This window comes from Olivibacter sp. LS-1 (genome assembly GCF_008245145.1).
GTDB lineage: Bacteria > Bacteroidota > Bacteroidia > Sphingobacteriales > Sphingobacteriaceae > Olivibacter > Olivibacter oleidegradans.
Genome location: NZ_CP041643.1, coordinates 5,580,365 through 5,602,390, shown reverse-complemented (window position 1 = coordinate 5,602,390; position 22,026 = coordinate 5,580,365). Strand labels below are relative to the sequence as shown.

19 protein-coding genes are annotated in these 22,026 nt (G+C 40.3%); 10 read left to right on the top strand and 9 right to left on the bottom strand.

What is annotated here, in order from left to right; all coding sequences use genetic code 11:
- Positions 1–69 precede the first annotated feature (69 nt).
- Positions 70–834, top strand: coding sequence for a hypothetical protein (locus FKG96_RS23340; protein WP_130856492.1), 765 nt, complete (start codon positions 70–72; stop codon positions 832–834).
- On the opposite strand, the gene FKG96_RS23335 is transcribed toward FKG96_RS23340, so the two are convergent.
- The 9 genes from FKG96_RS23335 to hisG form a co-directional block, all read right to left on the bottom strand.
- Positions 827–1,744: a WD40 repeat domain-containing protein gene (locus tag FKG96_RS23335; protein ID WP_149106239.1), complete on the bottom strand. Its 918-nt coding sequence runs from the start codon at positions 1,742–1,744 to the stop codon at positions 827–829. The genes FKG96_RS23340 and FKG96_RS23335 overlap by 8 nt on opposite strands.
- Before the next feature lie 2 nt (positions 1,745–1,746).
- Positions 1,747–2,334: a bifunctional phosphoribosyl-AMP cyclohydrolase/phosphoribosyl-ATP diphosphatase HisIE gene (hisIE, locus tag FKG96_RS23330; RefSeq protein ID WP_013668335.1), complete on the bottom strand. Its 588-nt coding sequence runs from the start codon at positions 2,332–2,334 to the stop codon at positions 1,747–1,749.
- Between the two features lie 17 nt (positions 2,335–2,351).
- Positions 2,352–3,140 carry an imidazole glycerol phosphate synthase subunit HisF gene (hisF, locus tag FKG96_RS23325; protein WP_013668334.1) on the bottom strand — a complete coding sequence of 263 codons (789 nt, stop codon included), beginning with the start codon at positions 3,138–3,140 and terminating at the stop codon, positions 2,352–2,354.
- Entirely contained in the window at positions 3,110–3,859 is a 750-nt protein-coding gene (locus tag FKG96_RS23320; protein ID WP_013668333.1) for a HisA/HisF-related TIM barrel protein, read from the bottom strand. The genes hisF and FKG96_RS23320 overlap by 31 nt, the downstream gene beginning before the upstream one ends.
- 12 nt (positions 3,860–3,871) lie before the next feature.
- Positions 3,872–4,462: an imidazole glycerol phosphate synthase subunit HisH gene (hisH, locus tag FKG96_RS23315; protein WP_013668332.1), complete on the bottom strand. Its 591-nt coding sequence runs from the start codon at positions 4,460–4,462 to the stop codon at positions 3,872–3,874.
- A gap of 108 nt (positions 4,463–4,570) precedes the next feature.
- Complete coding sequence (hisB, locus tag FKG96_RS23310; protein ID WP_242627218.1) at positions 4,571–5,728, bottom strand: bifunctional histidinol-phosphatase/imidazoleglycerol-phosphate dehydratase HisB; 1,158 nt, start codon at positions 5,726–5,728, stop codon at positions 4,571–4,573.
- A gap of 73 nt (positions 5,729–5,801) precedes the next feature.
- On the bottom strand, positions 5,802–6,866 hold the full coding sequence (hisC, locus tag FKG96_RS23305; RefSeq protein WP_013668330.1) for a histidinol-phosphate transaminase: 1,065 nt from the start codon (positions 6,864–6,866) through the stop codon (positions 5,802–5,804).
- 59 nt (positions 6,867–6,925) lie between these two features.
- Entirely contained in the window at positions 6,926–8,224 is a 1,299-nt protein-coding gene (gene hisD / locus FKG96_RS23300; RefSeq protein WP_013668329.1) for a histidinol dehydrogenase, read from the bottom strand.
- A 131-nt stretch (positions 8,225–8,355) separates the two neighbouring features.
- Positions 8,356–9,207 (bottom strand): ATP phosphoribosyltransferase, encoded by an 852-nt coding sequence (gene hisG / locus FKG96_RS23295; RefSeq protein WP_130856497.1) that lies wholly within the window; start codon positions 9,205–9,207, stop codon positions 8,356–8,358.
- 391 nt (positions 9,208–9,598) lie between these two features.
- On the opposite strand from hisG, the gene FKG96_RS23290 reads away from it, so the two are divergent.
- The 9 genes from FKG96_RS23290 (at position 9,599) to FKG96_RS23250 (ending at position 22,017) form a co-directional block, all read left to right on the top strand.
- Positions 9,599–10,864, top strand: a complete 1,266-nt coding sequence (locus FKG96_RS23290; protein WP_130856498.1) for a condensation domain-containing protein — start codon at positions 9,599–9,601, stop codon at positions 10,862–10,864.
- 153 nt (positions 10,865–11,017) lie between these two features.
- The gene (locus FKG96_RS23285; RefSeq protein ID WP_013668326.1) at positions 11,018–13,465 is read left to right on the top strand and encodes a glycoside hydrolase family 31 protein; all 2,448 of its coding nucleotides are present in this window, start codon (positions 11,018–11,020) and stop codon (positions 13,463–13,465) included.
- 143 nt (positions 13,466–13,608) lie between these two features.
- Positions 13,609–15,519, top strand: coding sequence for a 1,4-alpha-glucan branching protein GlgB (glgB, locus tag FKG96_RS23280; protein WP_130856499.1), 1,911 nt, complete (start codon positions 13,609–13,611; stop codon positions 15,517–15,519).
- 12 nt (positions 15,520–15,531) lie between these two features.
- Complete coding sequence (locus FKG96_RS23275) at positions 15,532–16,953, top strand: glycogen synthase (protein WP_130856500.1); 1,422 nt, start codon at positions 15,532–15,534, stop codon at positions 16,951–16,953.
- Position 16,954: 1 nt separating this feature from the next.
- On the top strand, positions 16,955–18,226 hold the full coding sequence (locus FKG96_RS23270; RefSeq protein ID WP_013668323.1) for a glucose-1-phosphate adenylyltransferase: 1,272 nt from the start codon (positions 16,955–16,957) through the stop codon (positions 18,224–18,226).
- A 266-nt stretch (positions 18,227–18,492) separates the two neighbouring features.
- On the top strand, positions 18,493–19,764 hold the full coding sequence (locus FKG96_RS23265; protein WP_130856501.1) for a dihydroorotase family protein: 1,272 nt from the start codon (positions 18,493–18,495) through the stop codon (positions 19,762–19,764).
- A 1-nt stretch (position 19,765) separates the two neighbouring features.
- On the top strand, positions 19,766–20,437 hold the full coding sequence (locus FKG96_RS23260) for a hypothetical protein (protein ID WP_130856502.1): 672 nt from the start codon (positions 19,766–19,768) through the stop codon (positions 20,435–20,437).
- 6 nt (positions 20,438–20,443) lie between these two features.
- Positions 20,444–21,028, top strand: coding sequence for a DUF4199 domain-containing protein (locus tag FKG96_RS23255; RefSeq protein ID WP_013668320.1), 585 nt, complete (start codon positions 20,444–20,446; stop codon positions 21,026–21,028).
- Positions 21,029–21,066: 38 nt separating this feature from the next.
- Positions 21,067–22,017 (top strand): glycosyltransferase family 2 protein, encoded by a 951-nt coding sequence (locus tag FKG96_RS23250; protein WP_130856503.1) that lies wholly within the window; start codon positions 21,067–21,069, stop codon positions 22,015–22,017.
- Positions 22,018–22,026 lie beyond the last annotated feature (9 nt).

The following is a 22,026-nucleotide window of genomic DNA, read 5'->3' as shown; positions in this document are numbered from 1 at the left end:
TGTTTTAGCTAACACTTTTCGCCAAAAACTGTTTAGTTTGTACCTGAAAATACCAGATTCATTGAATATATGATAAAGCCTTTTATATTATTTTCCTTGCTATTGGCTAGTGTTATTACCGTAAGTGCTCAGGATCGTTTTAGAGGGATTGTCTTGGAGTATAAGAGCAACGAGCTAATGCCGGAGGTTTCGGTGAAGAATTTAAATAAACATGATAGTACACGTAGTAATAGATCAGGGGAATTTTCTCTTCGAGCCGATAAGGATGATATTTTGGTGTTTTCTTACCCAGGTTACCGTACGGACAGTTTAGTAGTAACAGATTTTGCTTTAAAAAGAGTATACCTCACCTCCGTTAACGATCCTCGAATGTTGGATGAGGTCAATATTAACGCTTTGACTAATAGCCGGATTGCCGAAGAGAAAGAACGTTTGAGAAAAGAAGGGCAGTTTGCGAATACAGTTTCAGGAGGAAGTAGCGCAAATGGTACACAGCGTATGGGAGGAATTGGTTTTTCTCCCTCGCGCATATTTGGGAAGGGCGCTCGTAACGCCCGAAGACAATATAGAATGTTGGAAGTAGAAAGTAATAATCGGATTATAGATGCGCGATTTACAGAGGAGTTGATTACAAGCTTGACACCATTAAGAGGAGAAGATTTGAGCTTATTTATGGCAAAATATCGTCCGAAAGCGTCATTCATTCAGGAAGCGAATGACGAGACCCTCCGTCTATACATTATGGATTCTTATAATAAGTATAAAGATTTAAGCTCCGCGGCCAAGGAGAAAATTAAGCTGGATAATAAGGAACCCGAAAAGCGTGCTAAATAAGCTCTGTATTCCAAATAAGGACCATTTTATCATCGCTTACTGAGGCGAAGGTATGATCGTTGATCCAGGTTATATTATTTATCGATAAACGATGTGTTTCGTACCCTTTTTCCAAACTAATATTTTTCATTAAGGAATAATCCGTGGCGCGCCATATCTTAATGCTTTTATCGCGGCTCGCGGTAGTAAATAAGGGAAAGCTTGGGTGGTAAGCGATGCCATAAATGCTGAACATATGTGCCGTGATATTTCTATTTAATAAAAAATCTTTTGTCTCAAATACATTTAATTGTGCATCGCGTCCGCCGGTTAATAGAAAGTTGCCATCGGGAGAAAATGTGAGTGCAGTAATGGCGGCACTATGCTCATTGATTTCTTGAAATTGCAGATAGTCCCGGGCATGAAATAATCTTATTTTACTGTCTTTTGCACCGAACGCGATGGTATCTTCGGTGCGGTTAAGTGCAATGCAGCGGACCGTTTCTGCAGACACATTGAAATGATATAGCAACTTGAAATTCACAGTGTCCCAGACAGATACCGTACCATCTTCTGACGACACAATCAGCTCAGGTTTTGTACGGAAGGCCTGTATCCTGAAAATCGGCTTTTCGTGATGTTGCAGTCTAGCCACCACCAAATGTTTTTCAACATCCACAATAGTCACCAAACCGCTTCTTTCGCCAATGGCTAGTAATTTGCCGGCAGGAAGGTAGTGTAGCGCATATACAGAGCTTTTTACAGGGAGGAGTATTCTTTTAAATTTACCTACATCGAGATCCCATTCCACCACACCTTTGTCATTGCCTGCCGTGAACAGCATAGAGGGAGTACTTCCCGTCTCAACGGCAAAGATCGGATTTTGATGCCCTGATAAAGTATATTTCTTATTAACCTCTATTCTGTTCATGACTATTTATGATGCCGTTTAGCTAAATTCTCAGCAATACGTACCAAGGGGATGTTTTTTTCTCTCAATAGAACAAGTAAATGAAAGATCAGGTCTGATGATTCGTTAATAAAATCCATGTCTGATTCTTTCAGTGCAGCTATAACGGTCTCTACAGCTTCTTCTCCCACTTTTTGCGCGATTTTATTAATGCCTTTGTCCCGCAGTTTGTTTACATAAGAACTTTCATTAGGATTGATAAAGCGATCATCAATAATTTTTTCTAATTGAAAAATGAAATTTTGATTAAAATCAGTTTTGAAGCAACTTCTAGATCCGGTATGACAGGTTGGGCCTTTTGGATTTACCTTAATTAGTAGGGTGTCGTTATCACAATCAACAGACGCTTCAACCAGCTCCAAGTAATTACCGCTTTCTTCTCCCTTTGTCCATAAGCGATTCTTAGTGCGTGAGAAGAAGGTGACACGTTGTTCTTTTTGCGTCTTTTCCCATGCCTCTTCATTCATGTAACCCAGCATAAGTACTTCTAATGTTTGATAATCCTGAATGACAGCGGGAACTAAGCCTGCTCCTTTATTAAAATCTAGCATCTTTAAAATAAATTACATTAACGGACTTCTATACCATGTGCTCTCAGTGTTCCCTTCAGGTCAGGTATACGAATTTCGCCATAGTGAAAAACGGAAGCTGCTAAAGCAGCATCTACCTGTGTTTCTAAGAAAACATCTACAAAATGTTGTTGATTGCCCGCTCCGCCGGAGGCAATAATAGGTATACTTAAGCTTTGATTAACAGTACGGAGTAACTTGCAATCAAAACCATTCTTTGTTCCGTCATGGTCCATGGATGTGAGTAATATTTCGCCGGCGCCTCTGCTTTCGGCCTCCTTTATCCACTCTTCTGTAAGGATATCCGTTTTTATCCGTCCACCATTGAGGTGAACATAATTTTTGCCGTCAACGTATTTCGTGTCAATAGCGACAACAACGAATTGAATACCAAATGCATCGGCCAGTTCGTCGATTAATCCTGGATTTCTAACAGCTGCAGAATTAATGGAAATTTTATCTGCACCGGAATTTAATAATATATCTGCATCGCCAATCTCATGTATGCCTCCGCCAATGGTAAAAGGAATATTCACATTTCTCGCAACGGCTTTGACCATATCAATCGTTGTCTTGCGTTTTTCGTGCGTGGCGGTTATATCCAGAAAAACCAATTCATCAGCATCTTGCTTGGAATATTGCCATGCCAGCTCAACCGGATCACCCGCATCGCGTAAATCGACAAAGTTAACTCCTTTAACGGTTCTCCCATCCTTTACATCCAAGCAAGGGATAATACGCTTAGCAACGCCCGTATTTAAAAATTGATCAGTGAGCGAAGGTTCCATTCTTTTATCTCTTCAATACTTATTCTATTTTCGTATATGGCTTTTCCAACAACACATGCTTCTATCCGAAGTTCGTCGAGGGCTTTGATATCATCCATGGAACTGATACCACCGGAGGCAATTAATTTGATGATAGGGGAGTGATCTAAAAGTTTTTTATACAAATCAATACCCGCTCCGCCAAGTTTTCCGTCCTTGTTAATGTCTGTGCAAAGGAACCTGAAGAAGCCCAAACCAAGGCATCTATCTATATAATCGATTAACTTTAAAGGTGAACTTTCCATCCAGCCCGAATATTTAATGACCTCGTCTAGTACGTCTATAGCAACTACAATGTGATCGGAACATTTGATCCCATTACAGTAAAGGTGGCTAAGCTCATCTAAAAACTCCGGATTGGTGATGGCTTGCGTTCCAACGATGACGCGATGTATACCGGCGTCAATCAATTCCTTAACTTTATCGATGCTTCTGACCCCACCGCCGTACTGAACCTTCATGTCGGTTTTTTTGATAATGTCAAAAAGATACTGTTGATTGCTGAAATCGCCTTTTGCGCCATTGAGATCAATAATATGTACAAATTCGGTGCCGTTCGACTGATATTTTTCTATCATCTCCTCCAAACTGATATCATAGGTGGTAATATCATCGTATTTACCTTCTCGTAAACGAACTACCTTTTTATCCAATATATCGATTGCTGGAATAATATACATGACTTTTCTTGATTAGATTGTACAAAAATTTTTTAATAATTGTTCTCCTGCTTCTCCTGATTTTTCAGGGTGAAATTGGACTCCATAAAAATTGTTAAACTGTATAGCTGAAGAAAACTTAAGACCATACGTTGTATAAGCGAGTGTAAAAGTAGGATTATATTCGATAAAATAAGAGTGGACAAAATAAAAATATGCATCAGCCGGTATTCCTTTAAAAAGGTTATTATCATAACTTGAATTCACGCTATTCCATCCCATGTGAGGAACTTTATAGGGGATCTTATGAGCAAAATGCAGTGTGTCAATATCCATAATATGCAATAATTGAGCATTTCCTTCTTCCGAATGGCGCGTCAGTAATTGCATGCCGACGCAAATTCCCAACACCGGTTTTGTCAGAGCCTTTATCGAATTAACTAGTCCTGATGTTTGCAGTTTCTGCATGGCGGCTCCTGCATGGCCAACGCCGGGTATAATAATGTGACTATATCGATCCATATTATCTCCTGCATTAACCATACCATATTTTAAGCTCAGCCGATCGAGCGCGGCAGTCAACGAAAAAATGTTGCCCGCACCGTAGTTTATTATTCCAATCATGTTTAGCTATTCGCCTTTAGCACACAGCTATCAGCTCTAAAAAATTACCAATATTATTACTATCTACTCAAACCGCTACATTCACCCTACACCTTACACCCTAAACCTTTAAAGCACACCTTTCGTACTGGGAAGTTCCATTCGGTCGGGATCCCTTTTTACCGCCATTTTAATCGCTTTGGCAAAAGCCTTAAAAATTGCCTCGATTTTGTGATGCTCATTTTGTCCTTCTGCTTTAATGTTCAGATTACATTTAGCTGCATCTGAAAAGGATTTAAAAAAGTGGATAAACATTTCTGTAGGCATTTCACCTATTTTTTCGCGCTTAAATTCCGCCTCCCATACCAGCCAGTTTCTTCCCCCGAAATCCAAAGCTACTTGTGCCAGGCAATCGTCCATCGGTAAACAAAAACCATATCGTTCGATGCCTCTTTTATCACCCAGTGCTTTCAATATCGTTTCTCCCAATGCCAAGGCAGTATCTTCGATTGTGTGATGTTCGTCGATGTGAAGATCGCCCTTTGTCTTTATCGTCAAGTCCATGCTTCCGTGGCGAGCTAATTGATCAAGCATATGATCGAAAAATGGAAGACCTGTTTCGATTGCCGCTTGACCTTTCCCATCCAAGTTGACAGAGACGTAAATATCTGTTTCATTCGTTGTTCGTTGATGCACCGCCGCGCGATTGCCAACTTTCAAAAATTCATACACTTTTTTGAACTCGGTTGTTTCTAAGGCAATAACACCGGCATCAACGAGAAGGTTTTCATTTGCTCCAAGTGCGTCGTTATTTCGTAACCAGATAGCCTTTGCACCTAGATTCTGTGCAAGACGCACATCGTTAATCCGATCACCTATCACATAGGAGTTCGCTAAATCATACTTTTCGGTATCAAAATACTCTTTTAGCATACCGATGCCTGGTTTTCTGGTTTCCGCTTGTTCATGTGGAAAAGTACGATCGATGTGCTCTTTGCTAAAGTGCACGCCTTCACCGGCGAAAGTTTCCATAATGAAGCGGTGTACAGGCCAAAAATTGGCTTCAGGATGCGAATCGGTACCTAAACCGTCTTGATTAGTCACTAAAACTAATTCATAGTCCAATTCTTTGGCTATCCGGGGTAAGTATTGTAATGCCCCGGGATAAAATTTAAGTTTCTCAAAGGAATCTATCTGTTCATCTTCCGGTTCAATAATCAATGTTCCATCGCGGTCGATGAACAAAATTCGCTTTTTATTATTGCTACTAGCCATATTATCGATCATTCTTTACAATCTAGCCAAGCACGCCACCGTTGTGTTTGCTTAGCTTTCTGTTTTATTATCCAAAAGTACTATTCTACTGACCATTAACCAACGGATACGTGCGAAGTGCATGTAAGAGTTGCTGGTTTTCTTCGGGAGTGCCTATAGTTATACGTAGGCATCCTTCGCATAATATGACCGACGATCGGTCGCGTACAATAATGCCTAGTTCAACAAGGTATTTGTAAATTTCCCGAGGGGTAGTCATTTTTACCAAGATGAAATTTGCCTCCGAAGGATAGATGTATTGTATAAGCGGGAGCGTTGAGAGGTCTTTAACTAATTTCTCTCTTTCTCTGACGGTAGTCTTTATCCATGTGTTGATTTCGTCTACATTTTCAAGAGCTTGTATTGCAAGTGTTTGAGACGCTTCGTTAATGTTGTATGGCGGCTTTATTTTGTTAAGCACATCAATGATATCGCGGGCCGCAAAAGCCATTCCTATTCTCAATCCCGCCAATCCCCAAGCCTTAGAAAGCGTTTGCAGCACTACCAGGTTATTATATTCTGTCAACTCTTGTATAAAAGATCGTTGTTTGGCGAAGTTTATATAGGCTTCATCTACCACTACTATACCGTTGAAGTTATTCAACAGCGTTTCTATATCTGCTCTATTGATCGAATTCCCGGTAGGATTGTTGGGCGAACAGATGAAAATAATTTTACTGTTTTCATCGATCGTCTCAGCTATGCTATTAAGGTCTAACTGGAATTCTGTCGTCAGCGGGACGCGCTTAATTAAAACATCATTGATATTGGCGGATACTTCATACATTCCATAGGTTGGCGGAACGATAATAATATTGTCTATACCCGGGCGACAAAAGGCTCTCAATAGAAGGTCAATTGCTTCGTCGCTTCCATTGCCAACAAAAATATGTTCCGTAGGAACACCTTTGATTTGGCGGACTTTTTCCTTTAAGTTTAATTGTAGCGGGTCCGGATATCGGTTGTAATTTACAGGTAAAGGTGAACCAAATGCATTTTCATTTGCATCTAATAAGATAGAAGCTTCTCCTTTAAATTCGTCACGAGCGGAAGAATAAGGTGTAAGCTTTCTAATATTGTCCCTTAACAGGTTTTGAATGTTGATGGTCATTTTTAAAGTAAAAAGTAAAATGTAAAAAGCTTGCCACCCGTAGGGGTGGTAAAAAAATGCTACTCAGCTTTATGCCTTAATCTAACGCTTACAGCGTTTTTATGTGCGTGTAACCCTTCAAGTTCTGCCAATATTTCAACGGTAGGACCTAATTGGTTTATTCCAATTGGCGTAATGTGTTGAAAAGTTATTTTTTTAATAAAAGAATCTACTGACACACCGGAATAAGCCTTTGCATAAGCACTTGTCGGTAACGTGTGATTCGTTCCTGAAGCATAATCTCCCACGCTTTCAGGTGTTAAGTGCCCTAAGAAAACCGATCCGGCATTGATTATTTTGTTTATAATAGATTGCCAGTCATCGAGCGCAAGAATTAAGTGCTCCGGGGCATAGGCATTGCTGAACGACATCGCTTGTGTTAAATCACTGCAAAGCACGGCATAGGAATGAGCGATGGCCGCTTTAGCTATTTCAACTCTTGGGAGCGCTTCTACCTGTTTAGCTAGCTCTTGATTAACTTGTTCTATAAGGGATTCACTATCACTAACCAAGATAGCTTGACTATCTTTTCCATGTTCAGCCTGTGCAAGCAGATCGGCTGCTACATAAATAGGATTGCTCGTCTTATCAGCTATAATGAGTACTTCCGAGGGGCCGGCAGGCATGTCGATCGCCGTATTCGTGGTAGCTTGTACAATGGTTTTAGCCTTTGTTACAAATTGGTTGCCCGGACCGAAAATCTTGTCAACTTTCGGAATGGTTGCAGTGCCATATGCCATTGCGGCGATCGCTTGGGCACCGCCGACCAGATAAATCCGTTTAATTTTTAATAAATATGCACAATAAGCAATATAGCCATTTATAAGTCCACTGGCTTGTGGGGGGCAACATACGACAATTTCTTTGCATCCCGCTATTCGAGCAGGGACACCAAGCATAAGAAAAGTACTTGGAAGTACAGCCGACCCACCAGGAACGTAAAGTCCTACACGCTCAATGGGGCGCGCCTCCCTCCAACACGTGACGCCTTGCATCGTGTCGATCTTCTTTTCCTTACGTAATTGATTTTGATGAAATTTGTAAATGTTGTTAAAAGCGATTTCCAACGCCCTTTGCTGGTCTCTACCAATGCTGGTTGCTAGTAACTGAATATCGTCCTCTTCAATATACAAACGATCCAGTTTAACTTTGTCGAACCGTTCCGTAAAGTCAAACAGTGCGGCATCGCCCTTCTGTCGGACATTTTGGATAATATTGTCAACCGTTTCCTGAATGGTATGAGCCGGATCTGTATTGCGAATAATCAGCTGGCTTAACGCATCAGGGGAAAGCTCCTTATAGTTATATGTGTTTAACATGCTTTACTTGTATTAGGATAAAGTATCAAGACGAAAGTATCGGGACAGGTAGACGTTATTTTTCTTCACCTTCTTATACGGTTGTCTTGCATCTTGCTACATACGTCTTGCTACCAATATCTTGGGTCCAATTACATAATAATCTTTTCAATGGGCATGACAACAATTCCCTGAGCACCGGCGGCTTTGAGTTTATTTATTTTTTCCCAAAAGTCACGCTCTTGTATGGCCGTATGGACGGCTACCCAACCTTCCTCGGCAAGAGGCACCACCGTTGGACTTTTTACGCCGGGGAGCAGGTCTACTATTATTTGAAGATTTTCTCTTTTCACATTAAGTACAACGTATTTAGTTTCCTTTGCCTTCAAAACGGATTGAATTCGCTGCATTAGCTCTTTCACAGCTTCTTCTTCTTCGATTCCGTTTTTGCCGATTAGGATGGCCTCCGATGACATAACGTCAGCAAAAGGTTTTAAGCCATTACTTTTTAAGGTGCCTCCTGTGGAAACGATATCGCATATAGCATCACTTAATCCTAATCCCGGCGAAATTTCAACTGATCCGGATATGGTGCGAATCGTTGCATTAATTTGATTGTCAGAAAGGTATTTTTTTAGGATGTTGGGGTAAGAAGTGGCGATGGCTCGCCCCTCTAAATCATTTATTTGTACTAATTCGCTTTCATTTGGTATGGCAATCTTCAAAGTACATTTTCCAAAACCAAGGCGTTGCAAAAAATGTACGTTGACTCCAGTTTCACTAATCACATTTTCACCGACAATACCTAAATCGGCGATCCCATCTTGAACGTACTCCGGTATATCATCATCCCGTAAGAAAAGAATTTCCAGTGGAAAATTGGATACGGAGGATATGAGTGAGCTTTTATAATTTTCGAAAGTTAGGCCACAGTTTTTTAATAACTCTACAGATTTTTCGTTTAATCTACCCGACTTTTGGATAGCTATTTTTAAGGATGACATGGATAGTATAATATTTTATTACATGTATCAAAGCACATGCAGATGAATATAAAAAAGTAAATGAATCGGGGTTTAACTGCTTCACGTAGAAACATACTTATTACATATCGCCACAAGGGCGATGATGGAAATGTACGTGATGTGTGAAGACTTTTAACATTTTCTTATTCTGAACTTCTTTGTTAAGAAGAATGTTGCAAATATAGGATTCAATTTTGTTTTTGCAAATAAAAGGTGAATTTTATTAGCAAAAATTCATGTGTAACAAAAACGATAGTACTTCACTTTTTAGGTTTTTTACTTATCTTCACATTAAATATGGGATGAATGCCTCATGTTATGAGACATTGACCTTGCCTATTAGTTTGGTCCCATAGCCTATTATAAGCAAATGAAAAGAAAATTAACTTTTCTGGAAGGAACTTTATATGCTGGCGGTGCCATTGCCAATAATGTCGTTACGACGGTTACGATTCGTGGAAGCTTTAGTAAGGCATGTTTACAGGCGGCTCTCGATAAAGTACAACGGAGACATCCTCTTTTAAATGTTCACATTGAGCAAGATGTTAGCAGTGCGCCCTATTTTGTCCAAGCTACAATAAAAAAAGATATTCAAGTCCGAGTTATTGACCGTCTTACCGACGACGATTGGAAAAGCGAATTCGTGCGGGAATGTCTCGCCCCCTTCGATGCCACTGATAGCTTACTTTTGCGTGTTGTGTGGATTAGAGGCGAGAATCTTTCAGACTTAATGTTTGTTGGCCATCATTGTATTTGTGATGGCAGATCCGTGCTGAATTTAATGAATGAGACCCTCTGTGTATTAGGGAATCCTGCAATGGATATTGGTAGCTATGACCAATTTTCGTCTGTGCTCGATTTTATCCCGGAGCATGTAAAACGTAATAAGGGTAACAGGTTTATCGCCAAATGCCTTCCAATGATAGTAAAAACGGCATTACGCTTTGCCGCCTTTAAGAAAGAAATCAATCGATGTAACCCCTATTTTATTCATTGGAATTTAAGCAAAGAAGAATCAAAAGCGATTCTTGAACAATGCAAGTTTAAAGGACTTTCTATCCACACCTTTTTGAGCGCCGTATTTTTGACAGCTTATGGTGATGTTGATGGCAGCAGGCGATGTGTAAAACTCTTTTGTTCGATCGATATGAGAAGATTTATTAAGGAAGTAAAAAATGACATGCTCTTTGCTTTTCCTGCAATGGTTCCCCTACATCTGAAAAAAAGTTCCGCTCGCAACATTTGGCAACAAGCGGAGATGTTAAAGGTTGCATTAGCAAAACGTATGGAAAAGTTAACGGTTTATGATACGTTGGTTTTTAGTGAAGGGCTCACGCCGTTAATACCGCAAATAACCAACTATGCAAAGAAAGACAAAGGGACGCACGCCTTTACTTTTTCAAATATGGGACGTGTTCAATTGGAGGAGCACTACGGCGCACTTGCCATTGAAAACTTGTACGCGCCAGCTAGTCTCTTTGCTTTGGGTAATCCTTCTACCTTATCCATTACCAGCTTTAAGGGACAGATCGATTTTATGTTTACATCAGACGAAAACTTCCTGTCTTATCCTGTGGCACGAGCCTTTCAAACGCGCGCGCTTGAAATTATTCGGACTTCTCTTTCGACCAAGTGAATGTAAAAAAAGCGGTAAAAAAAGACATCAATTCTTAGGGCAGATCGTCGTAGATATCCAGTATAAATGAAACAATTATAAATCGTTTTCAGACTATTGCATTCATACCGCAAATACTGTACATTGGCTATATAAATTTGAAATTGACGGAATATGGCTGAGACAATTAATAAAGATGCAATTGAACCGATTCAGGAAGAGACGTTAGAATCCGGTATACAACATGTTAATAACCCGGTACTGGATTTGCCGCAGATTGTGAAAAAGTATCTTCAAAAGATCACAGGATATGTACAAAGAGGTAATAGTTACGTGTTTACAGATGGTTCTGCCGCTGTAGAAGTAAAGGTGGTAAGTGATGAAATCATACGGATTAGGCTAGCACCCCATAGCCAATTTTTAGACGATTTTTCTTATGCAGTTCCAAATCCTGATCAACATGTAGCGCTTTACGCATTTCAGGAAGAAGAGGATACTTATAGCGTAAGTACTAATACTGTGACTTGCGTCATCAATAAAAAGGATTTCTTGATATCTTTTCAGGACCGTGAAGGACAGGTTATCAATCGGGATCACACGCCGATGCATTGGGAAGAAAATCCGGATTTTGGGGGGTATTATGTTTATTGTACCAAAGTTGCGGAAGAGCAAGAAGCTTTTTATGGTGTAGGCGATAAACCCACGCACCTAAATTTGCGTGGTAAAAGATTGACCAATTGGAATTCAGACACCTATTCATTTTCCTTTGATCAAGATCCCTTGTATCGAAGTATCCCTTTTTATATTGGATTGAACAAAGGGGAGGCTTATGGAATTTTCTTTGACAATACGTTCAAAACCTATTTTGATTTTGCTGCTGAAAAACATGACCAAACCAGCTTTTGGTCGGAGGGAGGTGAGCTACAATACTATTACATTCATGGCCCCCATATGATGGACGTCGTGAAGCGCTATCATAGTATTACAGGTACTCATTATTTACCTCCCTTGTGGGCTTTGGGATTTCACCAATGCCGATGGAGCTATTATCCGGAAAGCAAAGTACACGAAATAGCGGCAGGTTTTCGATCCAGAAATATTCCCTGCGATGCCATATATCTCGATATCGATTACATGGATGGTTATCGCTGCTTTACTTGGAATAAACATTATTTCCCAAATCCAAAAAAGATGATCAAAACCTTGGCAGATCAGGGATTTAAAACGGTTGTTATTATAGACCCGGGTATTAAAGTGGATGATAATTATTGGGTATTTAAAGAAGGCAAAGAAAACAAATATTTCTGTAGAAGAGGTGATGATTATTTTATGGAAGGTCATGTATGGCCCGGACGATGTCAGTTTCCTGATTTTACCAATCCCGAAACACGTGAATGGTGGGGCGGTTTATTCAAGGGGTTGGTTGATGTCGGGGTAGCCGGCGTATGGAACGATATGAATGAACCGGCTGTATTTGGTCGTGGTACATTCCCGAACGATGTGAGACATAACTACGACGGCTACCGGGGCTCTCATCGCAAAGCGCATAATGTATATGGAATGCAGATGGTACGAGCCACCTATGAAGGGCTTAAGAAATTGAATCATGGTAAGCGACCATTCACTATAACCCGAGCGGCCTATGCCGGAACTCAACGATATTCTTCCGTCTGGACGGGCGACAATGTGGCTACTTGGGAACATCTTCGCTTGGGTGTTCTGCAGCTCCAACGGCTTTCGGTATCGGGTATGTCTTTTTGTGGAACAGATATCGGTGGATTTAGCGGTGAACCTGATGGCGAATTGTTTACTAGGTGGATCCAATTTGGGGTGTTCTCACCTTTTATGAGAGCACATTCGGCCGGCGATACAAGAGAGCGGGAACCTTGGAGTTTTGGTGCGGAACTAGAAGCAATCAACAAAAAGTTCATCGAGCTTCGCTATAAGTTTCTACCTTACATTTATTCGGTTTTTTGGGAACATGCGCAGTATGGCTTTCCGATTCTGAGACCGATCTCTATGCTAGAGCAGGCAATAGAATCGAATATCCCAAGAGAGGAGGAGTTTTCTTTTGGTGATAAGGTGTTGGTTTCTCCTGTAGTCAATCCTGGACAAGTGAGCAAAAAAGTTTATCTACCTGCAGGTTACTGGTATCACTATTGGTCTGATACGGTGTTAAAAGGGGGGGAAGAACACGATATAGCAACGCCGTTAGATGAAATGCCTTTATTTATCAAAGCAGGAGCCGTAATTCCCGAGTATCCTGTTATGCAATACGTGGACCTTCGGCAGGTTGATAGTTTAAAGCTAAGAGTTTATTACGCGGACATAGAAGTGAATTCTTTCCTTTATGAAGATCATGGCGATACGTTTGCCTACGAACAGGAGATTTACCTTGAGAAAAAAATTGTACTAAAAGGCGAAAAAAATAGCTTAACCTTAAACCAAACGATCGATGGATTGTTTACAGAGAGATATGAAACTTATAAACTGAGTTTTATAGGTTTACCATTTGAAATAAATAGAATATTGGTTGATAATCGAATTACTGAATGGAAAGAAGAAGAAGGGGTTCCTACTATTCAGGTTGATAAAGATTTCCGGAATATTGTTGTCGAATAAAGAGTCAGAAGGGCGAAGGTTTGACGTAACGGTCAATATTCTCTTTTGTAGAAATGAAATGTGTCTCCGAAATAAGTTCGGACAGGTTGCTTTTTAGCTAAAGTAATCATTATAGAGCGCACCTAACTGTAAAAAAACACTATATGCATAATACTGTTGAAGTATTCTCACTGTTTACTGATTTTGATGTTAGTCTTTTCAAAGCAGGAAAACATTTTAAGTTATACGAAAAGTTCGGTGCTCATCATCTAGAAAAAGAGGAAAGAAAAGGAACTTATTTTGCCGTTTGGGCGCCTAATGCCCGATCAGTCAGCGTAATTGGTGATTTTAATGGATGGAACCCCCATTTGCACCACTTATATATTCGATGGGATGCCTCTGGTATTTGGGAGGGCTTCATTCCTGACGTGCCTTTAGGGGCCAATTATAAGTATCTTATCAAGACGGCAACCGGAGAAAATCTGGAAAAGGGAGATCCCTTTGCTTTAGTTTGGGAAACACCGCCAAAAACTGCTTCTAAAGTCGGTACCACCTGGTATGAATGGAAGGATCAGGATTGGATGGAGAAACGGCATCTTCACAATGGTTTGGATAGGCCTATATCTGTATATGAATTACACCTGGGGTCTTGGATGCGAGACCCCGAGCATCCTGATCATTTATTAAGTTACGGGCAGATTGCTGATAAATTGGTACCCTACATTAAAGAGGCCGGTTTTACGCACGTAGAGTTTATGCCTATCATGGAGCATCCTTACTATCCTTCATGGGGTTATCAAGTAACCGGCTATTTCGCCGCCAGTGCTCGTTACGGTCCACCGCAAGAACTCATGTATCTCATTGAGCAACTGCACCGGAACGATATTGGTGTATTTCTCGACTGGGTTCCTTCACACTTTCCGGGGGATGCTCACGGGTTGTATCGATTCGATGGATCGCATTTATACGAACACCAAGATCCACGACAGGGATATCATCCCGATTGGAGCTCCTATATCTTTAATTATGGACGAAATGAAGTTAGGGCCTTTTTGATAAGTAATGCAATATTTTGGCTGGACCGATTTCATGCGGATGGTTTAAGGGTAGATGCGGTGGCTTCTATGTTATATTTAGATTATTCGCGCAATGCAGGTGAATGGATACCGAATGAATACGGTGGTCGTGAGAACTTGGAAGCGGTGAGTTTCCTTAAAGAACTAAATGAAGCCGTTTATGCAAATTTTGCTGATGTGCAAACAATTGCTGAGGAATCGACGGCTTGGCCGGGAGTTAGTAGACCTACTTTTACCGGTGGTTTGGGATTTGGCATGAAATGGATGATGGGGTGGATGCATGATACCTTGAACTACTTTAAACAGGACCCCGTTTATCGTAAGTATAATCATCAACAGATAACTTTCAGTACCGTATACGCCTTTCATGAAAATTTTATGCTTCCCTTGTCGCATGATGAGGTTGTGCATGGAAAACATTCGTTAATCTACAAAATGCCCGGGGATGAATGGCAACGTTTCGCAAACCTCCGGGCGTTATATCTTTATATGTTTACGCATTCGGGCACTAAACTTTTATTTATGGGAGGTGAGTTCGGACAAACTGCGGAATGGGATTACAACCAATCGCTAGATTGGCATTTGCTCAATTTTCCGCCACACGAAGGCTTATTTCGTTTTGTGAAAGATTTAAATAATTTATATAAGACGCAACCCGCTTTATATGAAAAAAGTTTTTCGCCGGAGGGTTTTGAATGGGTAGAATTAGGTGACCATGAAAATTCGGTGCTTGTTTATTATCGGAAAGGGAGATCGGAGAAGGATGACTTGGTTGTTATATTAAATCTGACACCTGTAGTGCGATATTATTATCGTATCGGTCTTCCTCATAAAGGAACTTATGAGGTACTATTGAATTCAGACGATAAAGTATATTTTGGAAGTGGAATTAACTGCGAGCCTATTAAAGCCGAACCTTATCATTGGATGAACAAGGCCTATTCGGCGAAGTTTACGCTACCTCCATTAAGTGGTTTAGTTTTGAAAAGGACAAGGTAAAACGAAAGAAAAATGCGTGTAATTCATTTCGCCGCGGAATGTTATCCTGTGGCCAAAGTTGGTGGTTTAGCGGACGTGCTGGGTTCTTTACCCAAATATCAGCGGAAGGCTGGAATTGAATCCTCCGTTGTGATGCCTTTCTATAACAAGACTTTTGTACAGAATAATGAGTTCGAAGTTCTACACGAAGGTAGCATCCAACAAGGCAATTCCTCTTACCATTACAGCGTTTTACGAGAACGCAGCAATCTGCTAGGCTTTGAGTTAATTTTGATTAAAATACCTGGCTTACTTGATCGGGAGGAAGTATATAGCTACCCGGATGAAAGCGAACAATTCTTGGCTTTTCAACATGCCGCTTTGGATTGGCTATGTGCAACTTACCAACGGCCCGACATTATACACTGCCATGATCATCATGCAGGTCTGATTCCATTTTATATTGAAAATGTGGATCAATTTAACTTGTTAAAGGGTGTTCCAACAGTTGCCACCGTTCACAATGGACAGTATCAGGGATGGCTAAGCTGGAATAGCGCTTCGCTCATGCCCACTTTTGATACGTGGCGATGGGGCTTGCTCGATTGGAACGGATTAATTAACCCCTTAGCAGCCCTAATCAAATGTTGTTGGGCTTACACGACGGTTTCAGAAGGATATTTACATGAGTTATACGTAAGAGCTAATGGTTTGGAGGGCCTTTTTGAGGCTGAAAGGACGAAGTCATATGGGATTGTAAATGGGATTGATACAGAGGTTTGGGATACGGCTACCGATCCCATGCTTGAAAATAATTTTTCACCAGCTGCTGTTAAGAAGGGTAAAGAAAATAATAAGAGCATCCTGTGTGATACTTACGGTATGGACGCAAGTCTACCATTGTTTGTTTTCATCGGTCGTTTTGCTTTGGAGAAGGGAGCTGATCTATTAGCATCTGTTCTCGTATCTGTTTTAGAACGGTTTGAAGGAGAGGTTAATTTCTTCGTTTTAGGATCAGGAGATAAGGGCATCGAAGCGTCATTATTAAAAATACGCGAACAATTTTCACAACATTTGGCCTTGTTTATTGGTTATAATGAAGAACTGGCTCACCAAGTATATGCCGGTGCAGATTTTTTATTGATGCCGTCTCGAGTTGAACCCTGCGGGTTAAATCAATTGTATGCTATGCGTTACGGAACGGTGCCTGTAGTACATGCAACAGGAGGGCTGAAAGATACCGTGGTAGATATCGGTCGAGAAGGGTATGGTGTCTTATTTAATGACATTAGTGTTAACGGGGTTTGCGAGGGCATTGAACGCGCTTTGCACTTTTGGCGTCAAACGGACCAAAAGCAGCAGACTGCCCTAAGGAAGAAATTAATGAAGCTCGACTTTTCCTGGGAAAAATCGGCAGCCAAGTATACAGATTTATATAAAAAACTAATTAATTAATATGACTCCAAAGGTAATATCCATCGTGCTAGGAGGGGGGAGGGGTTCCCGGTTAGCACCCTTAACTGATAAACGGTCAAAGCCGGCGGTGCCAATTGCCGGTAAATATCGCTTAGTCGACATACCTATTTCCAACTGTTTGAATTCGGGATTCAATCGAATTTTTGTATTGACCCAATACAATTCGGCATCACTAAATACGCATATTAAAAACACTTATAACTTTAGTGTTTTCAGTAAAGGATTCGTTGATATTATCGCTGCCGAACAGACGATTGAAGGAGATAAATGGTTTCAGGGAACCGCTGATGCCGTGCGGCACTCTTTACGTTACATGGTCAATCACGATTATGATTTTATTCTTATTTTATCGGGCGATCAACTCTATCAGATAGATTTCCAAGAGATGATTGAATTTCATATTAGTAAGAAAGCAGAAATCACCATTGCCACGATCCCCGTTAACGCAAAGGACGCTACTTCTTTTGGTATATTGAAATCTGATGATGAGGGGCATATTACCTCCTTTATAGAAAAGCCTAAAACAGAATTGCTTGTTGACTGGAGTTCGGAGGTAAGTGACGAAATGAAAGATGCGGGAAGGGTTTATCTCGCTTCGATGGGAATTTACGTTTTTAGTAAAGGGGTACTAAACGACCTGCTAACACAAAATCAGGGATTGGATTTCGGTAAAGAACTGATACCTGATGCAATTACCGATCAAAAGAAAGTGATAAGCTATCAATATGATGGCTATTGGACTGATATTGGTAACATTGATTCTTTCTTTGAAGCTAATATTGGTTTAACAGATGAAATACCTGCCTTTAACCTCTTTGATAAACAGAGTATTTTTACAAGACCTCGTATGCTACCTCCATCTAAAATGGCTGCGACTACGCTCTATAACGCTATTGTGGCGGATGGTTGTATTATTGCTGCGAAGGAAATCGAACGCTCGGTTATCGGCGTCCGTTCTAGGATAGGGAAGGGTACGGTTATCAAGAATACCTATATGATGGGGAGTGATTTTTATCAAAACCTTGAAGAGCTTGAAGATGCAAAGAGAACTAACAAGCCCATTGTTGGGGTTGGAGAAGATTGCTATATTGACACGGCAATTTTAGATAAGAGCTGTTCAATCGGTAACAATGTACAGATTAAAGGTGGCCCACATCTGCCGGATGGAGACTTTGAAACCTATACGGTGAAGGACGGCATTATCGTTATTAAGAAACGAGCCGTGATTGCCGATAATACGATTATCGGTTAATTGTCGGCCAACTCGCAGTTAGCTAACGATCGTATCAGCTAACTGGCACATCAAATTCAGTACAAAATATTCGTTAGCATTAACGACTATTTTGTACTTTTGTTTTTTAATGAAAGTTCCTCAGATTGTACTTCATTCTTCAATGAGTTTTATAACCCCATCGGTTATATTAAAACAATTTTTCCCTTTTTGCACGATGTTGTCAAGCTTTTCACTGAAAGCCACTGACACTTTATATTTATTTGTCAAAAAACGTATTGTTTTACATGGATAAAATACTGATAAAGTCTGCCACGTTAGCCTTTCCCGGACATGAAAAAAATGGTCAAACGCTAGATGTTCTCATCAATCGGGGTATAGTCGAGGCCATTGAAAATAAGAATATCATAAACGACGAAGATGCAACGGTTATTGACGCTAATGGACAATACTTGGCTCCGGGATTTTTCGATTTAAACGTAAATTTAGGCGAGCCGGGATTGGAGACAAAGGAGACGATTGAAAGCGGTTGTGCCGCTGCTGCGGCAGGTGGTTTTACCGGATTAGCGATGCAACCTAACACAGAGCCTGCCCTACATAGTAAAGGAGAGATATCCATGGTTGTAAATTTAGCGAGAAATCAACTGGTATCTCTTTACCCGATTGGAGCTATAAGTAAAGGGAGAACGGGTAATGATCTGGCAGAGCTTTATGATATGAAGTTAGCGGGAGCTGTTGCTTTTTCCAATGGCAATAAAAGTATTCAACAGGCAGAACTAATGAGTAGAGCACTCCTCTACTGCAAGGGATTCGGTGCACTGATCATGTCTTTTGCGGAAGATGCTTCGATTGCAAATCACTCAAAAATGAATGAGGGTGTTATGAGTACCTATTTGGGAATGAAGGGAAATCCCGGGCTTGCTGAAGAATTGATGATATCGAGAGATTTATCGCTCGCTAATTACCACAACACTGTTATTCATTTTAGCACAATTAGTACAAAAGGGAGTGTATCCCTGATAAGGGAAGCCAAGCAGAAGGGAATACAGGTCACTTGTGACGTCGCCGCTCATCATCTGGTTTTAACGGATGATCGTGTCGCCGGTTTCGATAGTAATTATAAGGTGAGCCCCCCGTTGAGAACAGCAGAAGATATACAGGCATTGAAAGAAGGGCTATTAGACGGTACGATCGATGCGATTGTTTCTCAGCATACGCCCCATGAAGTAGAATATAAGCGCGTAGAGTTTGAAATTGCAAAAAATGGTATAATCGGCCTTCAAACTACTTTGCCTTTGCTACTCGAAGCACAATTATCAATCGATTTAATAATAGAAAAAATTTCAATAAGGCCGCGCGAGATTTTATCGCTTCCGACGCCATCTTTGACCGTTGGAGCTGCTGCGAATTTAGTTTTGTTTAATCCGAAAGAAAATTGGACCTTTGATATAAATACAAACTATTCCAAATCGATTAATAGTCCTTTTTATGGCGCTACTTTAATGGGCAAAGTAAATTTGGTGGTGAATAATAATAAAGTATATAGTACACTAAATTAATATGATGGACGCACGTATTGAGAAAGCATTAACTGCTGCACTTTCTGCTTTTGATAAGATAAACGGAACAAACGAGGTTTTTCGAACGAATTTATTCGCAGCTTTTAATAGCGATGAGAGCTATATGCAAAAGGTGGATTTGTTAGACGAATGTTTTGATGCTTATCCTTCTTATGAAGATTTAAGGGAAATTGCGTTCGACCTCTTGCTGATGAACTTTTTTGCAGCAGATGTCGAAAAATTGGAAGAGGATTATCTCGAATCGGAGGAGTGGGAAGATATTGAAGAGCAGACTATAGATCGGGGAACCGAGTTGCTCAATTTACTGTTATACTTAAGAGAATGCATTGATGAGGAAATCGAGCCGGAGTTAAGTGATTTTCTAAAAGAATTCCTGTTGGTAGATGAAGATGAATTTCAAGATGAACATCGTATTTATGAACCGATGATTGCCAACCAAATATTAGTGGAGAGCAATTATAAAGAAATAAGTCGAGTAGCAGCTAATCTTGGCGAGGAGCAAGAGCTGGCTGGGCTGTTTTATCCGATAATGAGCTTCTTTGCTGAACAGAATCCATCGGAAAGCCAATTTACCGAATATCTAAGAGCTAGTGGCGATCCGTCAATGGACGCAGCGGTTTATGCACTTATAGTGGCCTATAATAAAAACTAAAAGTAAATGGAAAACAACAGCTTATTACGGAAAGAAGGAGCTAAGTTAGGGATTGTAGTGGGAATACTGATGATTGTATTAACCATTATTCCCATGTACTATTATGCTTCCAGTTCCTCGTTTTGGATGGTCATTATTGGCCCGGTCATCACCGGCTTTTTTCTTCCTTTAGTATTAGCTATTTTATTCACATTTAGATTGCGAGGAACTATCGGCGGCTATTGGAGTTTTAAGCAAGCTGTAATCGGTGTTTTTTCCATGTTGCTTGTGGCAAGCTTTATTTCCTCAGTCTCCGGATTTGTTTTTGAGAAGTATATAGAGCCTGATATGAGAGAACGCTATATGCGTAACATAGCGAATAACTCAATTGAGTACATGGAGAAATCGGGTGCTGATGCTGAGCAGATTGACACGCAACTGGAAAAGATAGATGAGCAAATAGAAAAGGCAGGTGAAGTTAATATTGTTAATACATTGCGTGGTTTTGCGATCTCTACTATTGTTGTTTTCGTGATTGCTCTAATATTTGGTGCTTTATTTAAGAAAGAACGACCCATATTTCAAACAATCTCTGAAGAACCTCAGGAATAAACCGATAAACAAATCATTTGATAATTGCTTATTAACACATGGATATATCTGTCGTCATACCTTTGTACAATGAAGTTGAATCTTTATCTGAATTGGTGGCTTGGATTAAACGGGTAAATGATGAGAACAGCTTCAGTTACGAAGTGATTATGATAGATGACGGTAGCACAGACGGTTCATGGCGTGAAATTGAGGTGCTAAAATTAACCTATCCTGAAATTTATGCCATTAAATTTCGGCGGAATTATGGAAAATCAGCTGCATTGAATGTCGGTTTTGCAGCTGCATCGGGCGATGTTGTTATCACCATGGATGCTGACTTACAAGATAGTCCGGATGAGATACCGGTTCTTTTTCATCGAATAAAAGAGGAAAAGCTGGATTTATTGTCGGGATACAAACAAAAAAGGCATGACCCTTTAAATAAAACGCTGCCTACCAAACTTTTTAATGCGGTGACACGCAGGGTTTCAGGTATCAATAACTTACATGATTTCAATTGCGGGCTGAAGGCTTATCGAAAGGATGTAGTTAAAAATATAGAGGTTTACGGAGAGATGCACCGTTATATCCCCGTTATTGCAAAATGGGCAGGCTTTACAAAAATAGAAGAACAGGTTGTAAAGCATTATCCTAGGAAGTATGGCACGACCAAATTCGGTTTCAGTCGATTTATCAATGGTTTTTTAGACTTACTGTCAATATTTTTTGTTGGCAAATTTAGTAAAAGACCGATGCATTTTTTTGGAAGTCTAGGTGTACTGAGTTTTATGGGAGGCTTTATTATGACTCTTTGGCTGATTTCGGATAAACTGATCAGCATATCGAAAGGTACCTCCTATCGAAATGTTACCGATCAACCTTTGTTTTACATTGCTCTAGTTGCAATTATAGTAGGTACGCAGCTATTTTTAACCGGCTTTATTGCTGAGTTAGTCTCGCGCAATGCACATGACCGAAATAATTATCAAATAGAAAAAGTGATCTAGATAGCTTTT